This is a genomic window from Pseudoalteromonas sp. JC3, assembly GCF_030291895.1.
Taxonomy (GTDB): Bacteria; Pseudomonadota; Gammaproteobacteria; order Enterobacterales; family Alteromonadaceae; genus Pseudoalteromonas.
This window is the reverse complement of record NZ_CP127855.1, coordinates 3,409,029-3,423,538: the sequence shown is the minus strand read 5'-3', so window position 1 is coordinate 3,423,538 and position 14,510 is coordinate 3,409,029. Positions and strand designations below refer to the sequence as shown.

Genomic DNA, 14,510 nt, shown 5'->3' with positions numbered 1-14,510 from the left:
GTAGAAGATCTTGAAAGCAACTTATTCCCCCTCCATCACACCCGAAAAGCATAAGCAGATATGCAATGTGCCGACAGGATGTCGGCCAAGTCTTGTCAGGCACAAGGATGTGCCTTACAAGGCGGTTGCACTATATCGGCTTAGGATTTGAGGATTGAGTGTGATGCTGGGGCGACGTTTTCTTGGTTCGTTCTTTTTCGTCGTTTAAAAAGAATGAACGAGGAGCGCATGGATGCGCTTTGATATAAGCCAAGGAGGGGGGCTTGATTAGGGCTGCTGTGTAAAATCAATTAGTTAACCTGCTTAATTGCTCAGGCTAACAGCCTCTGTACATGTAAAAAATATAATTGCTTATCTAGCCAAATTTAGGTGTAATGAATACACAATAAACGCTGGGCGATGCCTGGAAAGCTTAACACAATAATAGCTAAACTGAGTAGACTAGCTAAGTGAGCTAAAGCCTCTAAAAAGCCTATTTTTTCTAAGTAAGTCCATAGCATAAATAACACCAACTCTGACACATCGAGCGGGTAGCACTCAGTCCAACAAGCGATTATGCAACACAAACTGTGTGTCGCATAAATACTAAAATGTTATTCGACTTAAAATTTGCGCAATGGAGGTTCAAGTTAATGCAGTTAATCGTTGGTACTGATTCGACATGGTCTTTGAGAGCCTGGATATGTGGTCAAATCGCAAATGTCGATTTTGACGTAAATGTGATTGACTTAGCCAAGACAGACTATTGTGATTCGTTGGGTAAGGTTTCTGATACGGGATTAGTTCCTCTACTAATCGACGAAGACTTGAAGGTTCATGACTCGCTTGCTATTGCTGAGTATTTTAATGAACTGTCAGAAGGTACACTATACCCCAAAGCTCGTACTGAAAGGGCTGTTGCAAGGAGTCTCTGCTCAGAGCTACATTCTGGGTTTGTTAACCTCAGAAATGCCTGTCCTTTCACTTTAGTTTCAGTGGCTCCCCTGCAAAATATTGGTGATGCTTTCAATCGCGAGTTAGGAAGAGTCGAAGAGATTTTTGGTTCAGCCAAACTTCCGTTTATGTTTGAATCTGCCAGTGCTGTAGATGCATTTTATTCAATCCTAGCGTTTAGGTTGAAAAGTTACGGAATTACATTTAACGGTAAGGCGGGAGAGTATCAAGCGAGCATGTTGAGTTGGCCAGTGTTAGAAAAAGCGATCCAGTCGGCGAAAGTCTGGAAAGGCGCATAACAAACACATATAGGGGCGTTACGCCGTAATCTCTTATTGCGATCTCATCGCTGCCTAAATCAGTCGATACAACTTATCGTTTAGGGCCACTAGACATTCATCGGTTAACCTTAATCTTGCACTACTCAAGGGGATGGCTTATTCGTCCAGTTTAGTTAAAGGCTCAGCTAAGGTGTAAACGATTCAATTCATTGCTAAATAAATGCGCACCAGTGGGGTGTCTAATCAAGGCCAAAGAGCTTATTACTTCGACAACACTTACCTGTAAAATTCAGCTATTACTGACACAAACACAAATAATGCATGGTTTTTCGTGCTTCTCTAGTTAGGTGTAGAGCTCACCCCATTGTACGACTTAGCTTTTTAAAAAACGTTCATCGTCGAATACCGTTTTGTTCTTAAGCATAAAATAAACTAACACGATTCTTTTCTGATACACAGACAACCGGGTTTGATTAAATCTGATTAATCAAACCCGGAAGATAAAGCTAACCCCTGTTAAACCAAGAATTAAACCAAGATAAGGTTATGGTGCTAGTTTGTCTTGGGTGCTGGTATCAAAGTCGCTGGCGTCGTGCCTTTCATGAAGCTGCTCATGAGGTTCTCCCCATGTTTTATTTACCATTTTTCCACGTTTGACCGCTTCTCTTGAGGCGATGAGTCCAGCCCAGCGGATCACGTGTTCATAGCCATTGACGTCTAAAAACTCTGCCGCATCGTATAGGTGCCCTTGGGCTAGCACGCCATACCACGGCCAGATTGCCATATCAGCGATAGTGTATTCATCGCCACAAATATATTCTCTTGTGGCTAAATGTTGATTTAGTAAGTCCAGTTGGCGCTTCACCTCCATCGTGTAGCGGTTGATTGGATACTCGTAGTGCTCGGGTGCGTAGGCATAGAAGTGACCAAATCCACCACCAAGTAGTGGCGCAGCCCCCATTTGCCAAAATAACCAGTTGAGGCACTCTGTGCGTTTTGTAGGATCCTGAGGAATGAACTTTTGAAACTTTTCAGCTAAATAAAGCAAAATTGAGCCAGATTCAAAGATTTTGGTAGGTTCCTTGGTGCTGGTATCTAATAACGCGGGGATCTTAGAATTTGGATTAAGTGCAACAAACCCTGAGCTAAATTGTTCACCTTCCATGATATTAATTAAAAAGGCATCATATTCTGCTTCTTTTACCCCGGCAGCTAAAAGCTCTTCTAGCAAGATAGTCACTTTCACGCCGTTTGGGGTCGCGAGGGAGTAGAGTTGTAACGGGTGTTTGCCTTGCGGTAGGGACTTTTCGAATCTTGCGCCTGCAGTAGGGCGGTTGATATTCGCGAATTTACTACCATCGCCACTTTGCCATGGCCACTGCCAAACTTTAGGTGGTGTATAACCCGATGTACTCATTTCATGAACTCCTTCTGTGACTGTCCAAATCCATTATAGAGTGTAGAAGTGAAATGGAAATGAACAAATTTCTGTGGTCACAGGTTTACCCGTTTTATCCAGATCTTAAGAGAGGGATCCGAACAAGTTATCAACAAAAGATGGGGGAGAGTAGTAGAATAAAAAATGCCGATCAAAAGACCGGCATTCTTGAATTGGTTGGGAGTTAAAACACAACAGTTTGTGTTGCTGAACAGGCCGCAGTGCTACCTTGTTCGCACACTTGGTAGCCGTATGTACCGCCGCCTTTAACACTGATGCTGTCTGTATGACTATTATCATTGCTAGTTGTGACAATTTTACTACCGTTACGATAAATAATGCTTAAGCTGCACTGTGAAGCTGGTGGCGATGCTTCGTAGCCAGCAGCAGTAAGAAAGGTAATGCGAGTAGTAAGTGCAACGCGAGTTGCATCGGGGCATCCAATGCCAGTGGTTGCGTCATGGTTGCAAGTACCCCCGCGCCACTCATCTGTAATACCCCAATCAACGCTGAAGCCGTCCCAGCTTGTTTCGCAAACCCAGATAACGCTTTACCTGCCGCTGCTCCAATCGTAAATGCAAAGCCGACTGATGCCATATACATAGGCAGTACAAAATGCGCTATTTTAGTTTGTGGCAAAGCCAGTAACAACAGGCCACTAAAGCTAAAAACGGCGAGGCCAAAGGTGAGCGACTTCTGGCTATTGCGCTTGATGAAGTGGGGCGCAATGAAACTTGCGACAATACTCAGCGCTGCATTGCCAGTAAACCAAAACGTGAAGTCGGAAACACTGCCACCCATTTTTGCCATGATCCACCCCGGAGCCGAAATCACAAATACCAGCATTGCAGCCATACCAAGCATCGCTAAGGCGGCATTGTAAATGAAAGTCGTGCTACTGAGCATCGGCTTAAAACGTCTCAAATCTAGGATATGACCGCTGTAATGTGTATCTTCGGGGCGAGTCTCTTTATAGATAAGAGAAACCAAGATGAGACCAACAATAGCAAAACCAAACAAAAAGCTAAAATTACTCTGCCAGCCAAATTCGACAGTGAGCCACGCACCTAAAATAGGCGCTAACGCTGGGATAAAACATACAATACCGTTGAGGTAAGTGATCATTTGGCCACTGCCTTTGTGTCCAAAGCTATCACGAACAATAGCAAAAGCGCTGACGAATGTGGCACAAGCGCCTAGGCCTTGTAACACTCGAGCTACCATCATGAGTGGCCAAGTGGAGACTGTGCTTGCCATCACGGCGCCAAGCGCAAACAAAACGATTCCAACCAGTGCAACCGGCTTACGGCCGTATTTATCCGCAAGCGGACCTGCTATCAATTGTCCAAGACCCACAGCTAACATATAAATACTCACGGTTTGCTGAATTTGACTTTCTGATACTTGAAGGCTGGACTGCATGTCCACAAACGCAGGTAGATAGAGATCGATACCTAAAGGGCAAAAGATAACAAGTAAAGCGAGAATAAAAATCAGTGCTTTTGAATTTGATTGGGTCATGGCGTCTCCTTTTGGCCGTTATTGTATTGTGGAGAATGAGAAAAGACAGGACAAAGCGCCGATTTAGCAAATTTTTAAGATATTTTATTCGCTGAGAATTGCAGACGGTTGATTAACTGGTCAGATGTGTTAATTTTAAGCAAAATCATTTTAGAAAAATCTTATGTCTGCACCACTTTTAAAAATTTATAAAAGGATGAGTTGGTTGCCATTTGGTAAATGGATGTTCAGTAAGGCGGTATGTCGTAAGGCACCTTACTTTGGCACCATTAAGCCTAAAATCATACAACTGAAGCCCGGCGTTTGTAGGGCCACAATTCGTAACCGTAAAGCCATTCATAACCACATAGGTACGGTTCACGCTATTGCTCAGTGTAATCTTGCGGAGTTATGTGCTGGAGTCATGACAGACGCAACCATCGACCATAAAACCCATCGCTGGATCCCAAAGGGGATGTCAGTGCAATATTTAGCTAAAGCTGAGACCGATCTGCATGCCGTGGCGCAAATAGAATACCCGCGAGCATGGCAAGATAAAGAAGAGTTAGTTGTACCGGTGGAAGTTTTTAATACTGCGGGAGAGAAAGTGTTTCACGCCGACATTAACATGTATATCAGCGCGAAAAGATCTTAATTGTTTATGGTTTGATCACCGGTAGAGTCAATTGCCGTGACGTTATTGGTTCGCTCGTTACGGTGCGTCAGTTTACCATCGACATGCGCACCAGCTTCAATCGTTAAGGTCTCGTGTTCGATATTGCCAAACACTTGAGCGCTAGGAAGCAGCGTGACTTGTTTGGCATGAATATCACCTTCCACTTTGCCTAATATCGTCAGTTCATTGGCTTGGATATTACCTTGTACTAAACCTTTATTGCCGATGATTAGTTTTTCGATGTTGAGGTTACCATGGACGGTGCCATCTAATTGCAGTTCACCTTCACAGACAATATCGCCCGTGACTTTAGTGCTTTGAGCAATAATGGCTGGGACGTCGTTTCGTTGGTTTTTAAAAGAATTAAACACGAATGCCTCACTATCGCAGCGTAATTGCAATTAGATGTTACTTATTGAATGCGCGGGCGATTTTAATTGGGTTTAGGTGTTTTTTACCTTGAATCACTTCATAGTGCAAGTGCGTCGCTGTACTTCTTCCTGTGCTACCCATTAGTGCAATTACGTCACCTTTATTGATTTGCTGGCCTTTTTTTACCTTGATGGTGTGAAGGTGGCCGTAGCGTGTGGTGATGTCATTGGCGTGCTCAATTTCAATAAAGTTGCCATAGCCGCCATTTTTCCCAGCTCGTTTAACAGTGCCAGAAGCGGGGGCTACTATCTGTGTTTTGTGCCAACCTGCGAGATCGATACCTTTATGATAGGCACGGCGGCCAGTGATCGGGTCTTTACGAAAACCAAAAGCACTGGAGACATAATATTTCTCCTGAGCGACAGGCAGTGTATCTGGCAGTTGGCCAATCATCGTCGCTAACTGCGCATAAACAGCGTATTGGTCAATGGCATTAATAAAGCTGGCTTCTACCAATTCTAAGTCGGCTTGGAAGTAGGGACCACCTTGTGCTTCTGAGAAGTCAGATGATAGTTGTAATCCCGCACTGTCGATGGACTCTTGCATCGCTGCAATTTCAGCGCCGAACGATTGCCCAAGTTGTTCGCTGAGCTGACGTTGTTGAATGAGTAGGAGACTGGCTTGTGGAGCAAATTCGGTTGTGGTGCTTGGTTGTGAGCTACCAAGGTCTGTCGGTGTTTCTTCTAACTCGCCTTCCGCTACGTTGTCGTCAGTTGTTTGAGTCGAGTCAACCAATGACTCAAGCACACTGTGCTGCTGTGACAGTTGGTCAAGCATGCCTTTTTGCTGTGCTAATTGCGCTTGAAGCTGTGATTTTTCTGTTTGCCACTTGGCTTGCAGCTGCGCTAAGTTTTGTTGCTCTTTAGTAAGCTGGTCACCGTTTTCTTGTAATTTGAGTGAGGCATTGGCTATCCACATAGCGACAGCGAGCAAAATCAAAATCGAGCAAGCTTGAACCCAAGATGGTAATTTTAACATCTTGACAGTTGCGTCTTGACGAACAATTAATTGAGTCGGCTTAAACAGCTTTAGATATAGGCGCTTGAGTACTTGCAACATTCAACCTCAGATTTAAATCAGCGCTACACTCTAACAATTTTTAGTCAAATTTCCAGTTTTTAGAACTAAAAAAAGGCATGAAATAATCATGCCTTTGATTTAAAAGTAAATAAAATTGCGATTAACTCACGAATAATTGCGATTATTTTGCTGGAAGTACAGTGCCTTCAACACAGCCAAAACCGATACGGTTATAGCCTTGGGCTTCACACCAACCGCGCATAATCACTTTATCGCCATCTTCTAGGAACTTACGCTCTTCGCCGTTTGCAAGCGTGATAGTTTCTTTGCCGCCGCGTGATAGTTCGAGTAATGAACCCGCTTCTACATGCTCAGGACCAGACTGCGTGCCTGAGCCTAACATATCGCCTGGTAGGAAGTTACAGCCGTTCACTGTGTGGTGTGTAACCATTTGCGCAACCGTCCAATAGCTGTGCTTGAAGCTGGATTCAGACAGTTTGCTTGGTTTAGCGCCTTCGCTACGCATTTTTTCAGTCTCTAGTAAGACATCCATACGAATATCAATAGCACCAGACTCGCGGTTTTGCGTTGATTCTAAGTATTCCAGTGGTTGTGGATCGTTTTCATCACGGTGCCATTGAGTACGGTATGGTGCAAGTGCTTCTGTGGTCACAACCCAAGGAGAAACCGTTGAAGCAAAGTTTTTCGCAAGGAATGGACCTAATGGTTGATATTCCCATGCTTGCAAGTCACGTGCAGACCAGTCATTGAATAAACAAAAACCAAAAACGTGATCTTCAGCGTCTTTAATTGCGATAGAGTCGCCAAGTTCATTACCTTTACCTAAGTAAATACCTAGCTCTAATTCGTAGTCTAGACGCTTACAAGGACCGAATGACGGTGTATCTGCATCTGGTGCTTTGGTTTGGCCTTTAGGGCGAGGGAAAGTTTGACCTGATACATCAATAGACGATGCACGGCCATGGTAACCGATTGGTACCCACTTGTAGTTTGGCAGCAGTGGGTTATCAGGACGGAACAGGCTACCTACCGCTGTTGCATGGTAGATTGAGGTATAAAAGTCAGTGTAATCGCCAATGTGGCAAGGTAGAGCGTATTCTACGTCATCCTGTGCAACCAATGCACCTTCAAGGCTTGATTGCAGTTCAGAACCTTCACGTAATGCGCGAGACAGGGCAAGTCGAAGTGCTGACCAGTACTGCTGGCCCATACCCATAAATTCATTTAATGCTGGGGCATTTGCAGCTTCGGCGGCCTCAGCAGCGTCACCTGTAAATAGGTTAGCGTCAACAACAGCGCCAAGGTCTAGTACTTGATCGCCAATCGCAACACCGCCGCGAAACTCTTCATTACTGTTCTTACGACGAAATACTGCAAAAGGTAAGTTTTGAATAGGGAAATCAGTTCCAGTCGCATTCGCACTAGCTACCCAACTTGTTAATTGGATGTCGTGTGTTTCATTAATTTGAGACATTGCCTTTCCTTTAATTTTGGCTTTCAACTTGAGTTATGGTCAAAAGTGAAAAACTCAAGTCGTAATAGCAATTTGATAAACCACAAAAAGCAGCTATCGCTAGCTGCTTTTTTATTAATTTGATGTGTGTGTTTAGATTACACCACGGCGCTCTTGGTCGCGTTCAATTGACTCGAATAACGCTTGGAAGTTACCTTCACCAAAGCCGCCATCGTCAACACGTTGGATCATTTCGATGAAGATTGGGCCAAACAGGTTTTTAGTGAAGATCTGTAGTAGGTAACAGTCTTCGCTTTGGCTATCTACTAGGATTTGGTGCTGCTTGATCTTTTCTTTATCTTCTTTAACCCAAGGCACACGGTCAAAGATAGTGTCGTAGTAGTGATCTACGATATCTAAGGTAGCAATAGTGCTCTTGTCTAGTTTATCTAGTGAACTAACCAAGTCGTCAGTCAAAAATGCTAAATGCTGAACACCTGGACCATTGTACTCATCTAAGTACTCATCGATTTGGTTGTTGTTGTCGTCTTTACCTTCGTTGATTGGAATAGAGAAGGTGCCACATGGTGACTTAAGTGCATAAGAAAGCAGCGCCGTTTTTTGACCTTTGATGTCAAAGTAACGAACTTCAGTAAAGCCAAATACGTCTTTATAGAAGTTAGCCCAAGTTTCCATCGTCCCTTTGTAAACATTGTTTGTTAGGTGATCGATGCGCTTAAAGCCTTTGTCTTCAACAACCTTTTGCTCGTCTAGGTCAACGAAGTCTTGCTCGTAGATTGACCCTTTATCGCCAAAGTTTTCGATGAAATAGATAAGGCTATCGCCGATACCGTAAATCGCTGGGTATGGTAAGTCTTTGTGTGTTGAATCAGTCGCAGGTTTTGCACCACGCTCAACTGCGGTTTCAAACGCTTTTTGCGCATTTTCTACACGCCAGCCCATAGAACAAATAGCCGGGCCGTGACTTTTAGCAAACTGTGCTGAGAAGCCTTCACGCTCGTTATTCAACAAAAAGTGAATATCGTGCTGGTTGTAGTAAACGATATCTTTATCTTTAAATTTCTTTAGTTTTGAGAATCCAAAGTCAGTGAATACCTTATCCATGTAATCAGCGTCTGGTGTTGCATATTCTGTAAACTCGATGCCGACTAGGCCTAGTGGATTATTTACTTCACTCATTGTTTTACTCCCGTATTAAGCACTGGGTGACTTGTTAGTATTTATGACTGGATGATTAATCAAATTACTGCAAAGGGGAAGCTAGAGGCAGTAAATAGCAGTATGAGACTTTGTAAATTTAGTTGCACAATTGCCATGTAAAAGACACAAAATTGACACAGGCGTGACGATAATTATTTTTGCTTGAATTTTGACTAAAAACAGCAAGGAGTTTTGTGGGGTATTTTGTAACTTTGTTTTTGTATTATTTTGATTTTATTTGCTTTTTATGTTTTTGATTGGTGAGTTATATGAGAGGGAGGATTTTTATCACACGACTAAATTGAGAGGGGAAATGATGCTAAGTGTATTCAAAACTTTACATTTGGCTGTTGGGGGAGAGGTAAACCACGCTAAATCAGCGTGGTTTACAGCAAATATTATTGCTTTTCAGCGGATACTTCTAGTTCTTCCGCTAGGTAATGCTCTTGCGTATGAGGCTCGTGCTTGCCCTCAGCGCCGTGCATCCAATCTACAAGCTTGTTGCTTAATAGATACATTAACACAGCAGACAGCAAGGCTACGCCGCCTAAACCAATGAAGATGCTCATCGCGTTTTCCATTGCTTCTTGGCCTTCACCGATGAAAGAGCCAACAAGGCCAGCAAGCTTGTTTGCAACAGCCGTACATAGGAACCAAATACCCATTAGCAGTGATGCTAAACGTAGCGGTGCTAGTTTACTTACCATAGAAAGACCGATTGGTGATAAACATAGTTCACCAAGTGTGTGGAACATGTAGAACAACACTAACCAAATCATGCTGATTTGAAGTGTGCCACCGGCTTCACCACCTTCTGTTGCAAGCGCAAGCATCATGGTTAAGAAACCAAGTGCTAAGAACACCAGACCAATTGCGAATTTCACTGGAGAGTTCGGTTCTTTGTTATCTAGCTTTAACCAGATCATCGCTACTAATGGCGCAAATACAATGATGAAGATAGAGTTAAGCGACTGGAACCAAGAAGCCGGGATCTCAAAGCCCATAAACATACGGTTGGTATAGTCGTTTGCGAATAGGTTCATCAGACCACCAGCCTGCTCGAAACCCATCCAGAAGATAATTGAGAAAACACTCATGGTGAAAATAACACGGATACGATCTTTTTCTTTCTTCGTAAGCGGTTCTTTAGTCTGTGAGTCAGACATCTGTTGAGAAAGTTTAGCTGAAGGTACTTTACCGATATCGCCAAGGTATTTCTGGCTTAAGATAAGCTGCATAACCACAGAAATGATCATACCAACACCGGCTGCGATAAAGCCTGCCTGCCAGTTAACGACTGCTGCTACATAACCCGCAACAAGTGGACCTAATGCACCACCTAAGTTGATACCCATATAGAAGATAGTAAATGCACCGTCACGGCGCTTATCACCTTCTTGATATAGATCACCAACCATTGTTGAGATGTTTGGCTTGAATAAGCCATTACCTAAACAAAGCAGTGCTAAACCAAGGTAGAAGACATTTACTTCTTGTCCTGCCACAACGCTGTGAGGAATACCCATAATAAAATGGCCTGTAGCCATTAAAATACCACCAATAATGATGGCTTTGCGCTGACCTAATACGTTATCTGCAAGCCAACCACCAAACAGTGGGGTGAGATAAACGGCCATCGTAAATGTGCCGTAAAGGCTTAGTGCGTCGGCATTGCTCCAACCGAAGCCACCATTTTGAACTTGTGCTACAAGATAAAGAACTAAGATGGCACGCATACCGTAGTAGCCAAAGCGCTCCCACATTTCGGTACCAAATAATAAGAAGAGGCCTTTAGGGTGACCCAGAAATTCTCCGGCCTTCGGAACTGAATTCATATGTACTTCCTAATCTAATCAATGTGTTGTATCTGGCCATTTTTATAAAGGATGCGTTATTGCATCTAATGTTTTTCAATCAACACTGAATAATGAGCCATGTACTTAACATGCAACGTTTGAAGCGATGCGCGGTAAATAGAACACTTTTCAATGCAGATTAGCATTGCTCATCGAGTCACCGAGTAAAAATCTTAATCAGATATTTGCTTGTATGAACTCAGGCATGCCTGTACTTTTTTTGAACGGGTGACCAGTACCTATTTCAACTAGCGTTTGTTGTATGTAACGACTAACTAATTTAAAAAAGTGCGTCAGTATACTCAGTGAGAATTAATAGGGGAAGTGTTTGGAGTCAGAAAGCGCATAAAATGCGGTCAGTGATTCAGGGAAGGATCATTCTTTTAGGTGGCGGTTATATCTCAATGAATGGCGTAACCATTAAGGTTATGTATCTTTTTATCGCTGATATTTACCATTTATTGCAGGTGTGGGAGCAGGTTGTCCCTGCGATCCATTTGTCTTTACCTAGTCGAGAAAAACGCTTCCAACCAATTAGCGATAAGATTTGTGGGGGCAGTGCTACCCACCCCCATATCATTACGCTTCTTGACTCAAATATTGTTGAATAAACTCGGTTGCAGCTAAAAAGTCCTGCTCCAATTTATCACGCATTTGGATCAGCTGATCGGTGGTCAGCGTGCCTTCCTTACATAAAGTCTCAAACTCTATGGCAGTTTCTGCTACTTTTTCGGCACCGATAGTTTTGGAGATGGACTTAAGTTGATGACAAGCTTCAATGATTTCCTCTTGGCTCATCGTGATCACCGCACCATTTACATCTCGTGTTAACTGGCTACTTTGTTCTAAGTACATTCGGAAAAAGCGATTTCGTTTCGCTTCATCATGGTTCACATACTTGTTGAGCATGTCCATATTGATAGCGGGAGCTGGTTCGCTGGCCTCAGCTTCAATAATTTCAGACTCTACAACTATAGCCTCATCAACAGCTGGCTCTAACTCGGACGCTTGTTCTGATCCTGCCTGTACTTGGCGAACGGCTACTGGTGCGACAGTTGATGGCTCAGTACTTTGTCGTGGTTGCTGTGTTTTTGGTAAGCTTTCAATACATTTATTGAGCGTTGCTTCTAGTACATTTAACTCTACTGGTTTGGTGATATAGTCATTCATACCACCCGCCTCACAACGTTCTCGTTCACCTTTTAGTGCATTAGCTGTCACGGCAATGATGTATGGTTGCTCAATGGTATCGGTTGCGGTTTCTACATAGTCTCTAATATGTTTTACCATGTCGTAGCCTGACATCTTAGGCATATGTAAATCAGTTAGTACGATTGGGAAGTGCTCTTTTTTCCAAAGTTCTAAGCCTTCCTCACCATTTTCTGCAACCTCGACACCATAGCCTAACAGGTGTAATTGGTCGGTCAGCACTTGCTGATTTAATACGTTATCTTCAACTAACAACACCAGCTTGTTGGTTGCTCTGGCTTCATCAACGCTTAAAAAGTCGTTGATGGTGCGAGAAGGTTTAATTTCCTTTGGTTTATGCAAACCGGCAGCGACCAAGATAGCCGTCATAAAGCTAGACTTACACAACGGTGATGCATTGAGATAGAAAATATTTTTGTGATTAAGCGCTGCTTCGTCCATTTTACTTAAGACAACAACTTGCTGTTCGTTTTTCTCAAGCGAGTAGACTACGGTTCTTAGCTCTTCATTGACTTTATCCATGCCGTCTAAACCGTCTAACACCCAAATCAATTTGTCCTCGTGTTGGTGTTCGGCTATCTCGCTTTCATCAATAGTAATCACGTTCGCACCCATAAATGAAAGGTAGCGATTTAAAATGGTGCGTCTCTCATTATTTGGGGTGAGCAGAGCAACAGTGCGACCGTTTAACATTTGTTTGTTTACGTAATTAACTTTGCCATCCACACTAAATGGTAATTCCACAACAAACTCGCTTCCCATGCCAATATCTGAGTTAACATGGATACTACCTAGCATGAGTTCGATTAAACTTTTACAAATAGAAAGGCCAAGTCCTGTACCGCCAAATTCTCGGGTGATAGAGCCTTCTGCTTGAATAAACGGATTAAAAATTTCTCTCAACTGAGCTTTTGTCATGCCTTTACCATTGTCAGTGACGGTAAAGCGTAGGGTGTAATGCTCCGAGGTGTTTTGTGCAACTTCAACGGAGATTTTTACATAACCTTGGGTTGAGTCGTCTGTAGTCGTGAATTTAATGGCATTACTGCAAAGGTTATAAAGTACTTGTCTAACGCGAACTGTGTCACCAACTAAATTTGTTGGAATGTCAGGAGCAACAAACAGCTGTAAGTCTAATTTACGCTTTTTCGCTACTGATGAAAGCACACGTGCGACTTCCTCTGTGGTTTCAGCCACCGAGAAAGCACTATTGTCTATACGTAATTTACCTGCCTCAATTTTAGAAAAGTCGAGAATATCATCAAGAATACCAAGTAAAGAAAATGCCGAGTCGCGAATAATCGTGGTGAGGCGGTGTTGAGCACCGTCAAGATCGGTTTGGCGCAGTAAATCAATGGTACCAATGACGCCGTTCATTGGTGTGCGGATCTCATGGCTCATAGTGGCTAAGAAAGTGGTTTTGGCATCACTTGCACGCTCCGCATTTAAAATCGCTTTTTCCAGCGCCAGCGTGCGGGCTTGAACTTCGGTTTCGAGACTTTCTTGAAGCTGTTTTAACTCGTTTTGCGTTGCTTGATCGGACTCTATGGATGACTGTACTTGCTTTAACAGTGCATTTATTGCTTCAGCAACCTCAGCCAGACCGCCACTATAATAAGTACCAACCGTCGACTTGTAGTTTTTATCCATCGTTAGGTGATTGATTTCTGCGATGAGTTCTTCAGTATCGTTGCTTGATGCGCCAGAAAGCCGACGTGCTGCAATCACAACGATCATCAAGGCACTAATAATAGCAGCAGCGAGTAATACATAAGCAATGAATGGGTCGCTTGATGGCGCAGCTGCAACGGGTGGCGTATAGGTCAAAATGAGTTCACCGACGTTTTGCTCATCTAGTCGCAGTGGCATGTGATAAACCTGCATTGTGTCTTTGTTATAAGACTCTTCACGATTCAATGCAGTGATTTGCTCACTTGCACTTTGTTGAAATACCAGGTTTGGTTGCCCCATCCCTGTATTGACATACAAATAGGCGCCCAAATGCTCGTTAGAAGCTAATAATGCGGATACAATTTGCTTGGCACTGTCAAAACCGTGTTGTGTGACCACCTTAGCAAGGGGAGTTGCAACTGTTGTTGCTTGCTGCTGCAGATTCACGGTTGGTGCGGTAGGGACGTCAGCCTGCTTTGGCAGTAGGTAAGCACCTACGGCGCTGCATAGTCCAACAATCAATATTGCGATAAATAAAAAAAGTATCCGTCCATTTGCATTGGTGTTCGCGCTATTTGGCATGCTTAATCCCGAAAGAATTATTTATACTTATTAGTTGTAGCAATCCTATCACCTTCGGCAAGTTTTTACCTCTCGTTTTTCAATCAATAGTGGCAATAGCCTAAGATTATCTGATTGTTTTAAATCTTAAAATAATCAGGTTGTTATCTCGATAATTTTCACTACGCCTGCGATGTGCAAAGCAGTAAGCTTTAATAAAAATTAAATTCTACTTAAT

Annotated in this window: 12 protein-coding genes; 4 read left to right on the top strand and 8 right to left on the bottom strand. The window is 43.1% G+C overall.

The window, feature by feature from the left end; all coding sequences use genetic code 11:
* Positions 1-632 precede the first annotated feature (632 nt).
* A complete protein-coding gene (locus QSH61_RS14840) occupies positions 633-1,232 on the top strand; it encodes a glutathione S-transferase N-terminal domain-containing protein (protein WP_174169795.1) in 600 nt (199 codons plus the stop codon).
* A 526-nt stretch (positions 1,233-1,758) separates the two neighbouring features.
* Here QSH61_RS14840 and yghU read toward each other — a convergent pair.
* Complete coding sequence (gene yghU, locus QSH61_RS14835) at positions 1,759-2,631, bottom strand: glutathione-dependent disulfide-bond oxidoreductase (protein ID WP_130163505.1); 873 nt, start codon at positions 2,629-2,631, stop codon at positions 1,759-1,761.
* Positions 2,632-2,690: 59 nt separating this feature from the next.
* On the opposite strand from yghU, the gene QSH61_RS14830 reads away from it, so the two are divergent.
* Positions 2,691-2,840 (top strand): hypothetical protein, encoded by a 150-nt coding sequence (locus tag QSH61_RS14830; protein ID WP_158299128.1) that lies wholly within the window; start codon positions 2,691-2,693, stop codon positions 2,838-2,840.
* A gap of 154 nt (positions 2,841-2,994) precedes the next feature.
* On the opposite strand, the gene QSH61_RS14825 is transcribed toward QSH61_RS14830, so the two are convergent.
* Positions 2,995-4,173, bottom strand: coding sequence for a multidrug effflux MFS transporter (locus QSH61_RS14825; RefSeq protein ID WP_206472162.1), 1,179 nt, complete (start codon positions 4,171-4,173; stop codon positions 2,995-2,997).
* Between the two features lie 163 nt (positions 4,174-4,336).
* Here QSH61_RS14825 and QSH61_RS14820 point away from each other — a divergent pair, with 163 nt between their 5' ends.
* Positions 4,337-4,807, top strand: a complete 471-nt coding sequence (locus QSH61_RS14820; RefSeq protein ID WP_206472163.1) for a hotdog fold domain-containing protein — start codon at positions 4,337-4,339, stop codon at positions 4,805-4,807.
* Here QSH61_RS14820 and QSH61_RS14815 read toward each other — a convergent pair.
* The 5 genes from QSH61_RS14815 to QSH61_RS14795 form a co-directional block, all read right to left on the bottom strand.
* The gene (locus QSH61_RS14815; RefSeq protein ID WP_206472164.1) at positions 4,804-5,199 is read right to left on the bottom strand and encodes a bactofilin family protein; all 396 of its coding nucleotides are present in this window, start codon (positions 5,197-5,199) and stop codon (positions 4,804-4,806) included. The two genes, QSH61_RS14820 and QSH61_RS14815, sit on opposite strands and share 4 nt — an antisense overlap.
* Before the next feature lie 37 nt (positions 5,200-5,236).
* The gene (locus QSH61_RS14810; RefSeq protein WP_206472165.1) at positions 5,237-6,319 is read right to left on the bottom strand and encodes a M23 family metallopeptidase; all 1,083 of its coding nucleotides are present in this window, start codon (positions 6,317-6,319) and stop codon (positions 5,237-5,239) included.
* Positions 6,320-6,461: 142 nt separating this feature from the next.
* Complete coding sequence (fahA, locus tag QSH61_RS14805; RefSeq protein ID WP_206472166.1) at positions 6,462-7,775, bottom strand: fumarylacetoacetase; 1,314 nt, start codon at positions 7,773-7,775, stop codon at positions 6,462-6,464.
* Between the two features lie 132 nt (positions 7,776-7,907).
* Positions 7,908-8,954 (bottom strand): 4-hydroxyphenylpyruvate dioxygenase, encoded by a 1,047-nt coding sequence (gene hppD / locus QSH61_RS14800; RefSeq protein ID WP_095726715.1) that lies wholly within the window; start codon positions 8,952-8,954, stop codon positions 7,908-7,910.
* A gap of 419 nt (positions 8,955-9,373) precedes the next feature.
* Positions 9,374-10,810 (bottom strand): peptide MFS transporter, encoded by a 1,437-nt coding sequence (locus QSH61_RS14795; protein WP_095726716.1) that lies wholly within the window; start codon positions 10,808-10,810, stop codon positions 9,374-9,376.
* A 371-nt stretch (positions 10,811-11,181) separates the two neighbouring features.
* Between QSH61_RS14795 and QSH61_RS14790 the strand changes: the two genes are divergently transcribed.
* Complete coding sequence (locus QSH61_RS14790) at positions 11,182-11,442, top strand: hypothetical protein (RefSeq protein ID WP_029215839.1); 261 nt, start codon at positions 11,182-11,184, stop codon at positions 11,440-11,442.
* Here the strand turns inward: QSH61_RS14790 and QSH61_RS14785 are convergent.
* The gene (locus QSH61_RS14785) at positions 11,411-14,293 is read right to left on the bottom strand and encodes a hybrid sensor histidine kinase/response regulator (RefSeq protein ID WP_206472167.1); all 2,883 of its coding nucleotides are present in this window, start codon (positions 14,291-14,293) and stop codon (positions 11,411-11,413) included. The two genes, QSH61_RS14790 and QSH61_RS14785, sit on opposite strands and share 32 nt — an antisense overlap.
* Positions 14,294-14,510 lie beyond the last annotated feature (217 nt).

Bases quoted from the DNA above. Each gene is read 5' to 3' on its own strand.
- QSH61_RS14820 (WP_206472163.1), top strand. From the start codon at position 4,337: ATGTCTGCACCACTTTTAAAAATTTATAAAAGGATGAGTTGGTTGCCA.
- QSH61_RS14785 (WP_206472167.1), bottom strand. From the start codon at position 14,293: ATGCCAAATAGCGCGAACACCAATGCAAATGGACGGATACTTTTTTTA.
- QSH61_RS14825 (WP_206472162.1), bottom strand. From the start codon at position 4,173: ATGACCCAATCAAATTCAAAAGCACTGATTTTTATTCTCGCTTTACTT.
- QSH61_RS14790 (WP_029215839.1), top strand. From the start codon at position 11,182: ATGCGGTCAGTGATTCAGGGAAGGATCATTCTTTTAGGTGGCGGTTAT.
- QSH61_RS14795 (WP_095726716.1), bottom strand. From the start codon at position 10,810: ATGAATTCAGTTCCGAAGGCCGGAGAATTTCTGGGTCACCCTAAAGGC.
- QSH61_RS14830 (WP_158299128.1), top strand. From the start codon at position 2,691: ATGAACAAATTTCTGTGGTCACAGGTTTACCCGTTTTATCCAGATCTT.
- QSH61_RS14810 (WP_206472165.1), bottom strand. From the start codon at position 6,319: ATGTTGCAAGTACTCAAGCGCCTATATCTAAAGCTGTTTAAGCCGACT.
- QSH61_RS14840 (WP_174169795.1), top strand. From the start codon at position 633: ATGCAGTTAATCGTTGGTACTGATTCGACATGGTCTTTGAGAGCCTGG.
- fahA (WP_206472166.1), bottom strand. From the start codon at position 7,775: ATGTCTCAAATTAATGAAACACACGACATCCAATTAACAAGTTGGGTA.
- hppD (WP_095726715.1), bottom strand. From the start codon at position 8,954: ATGAGTGAAGTAAATAATCCACTAGGCCTAGTCGGCATCGAGTTTACA.
- yghU (WP_130163505.1), bottom strand. From the start codon at position 2,631: ATGAGTACATCGGGTTATACACCACCTAAAGTTTGGCAGTGGCCATGG.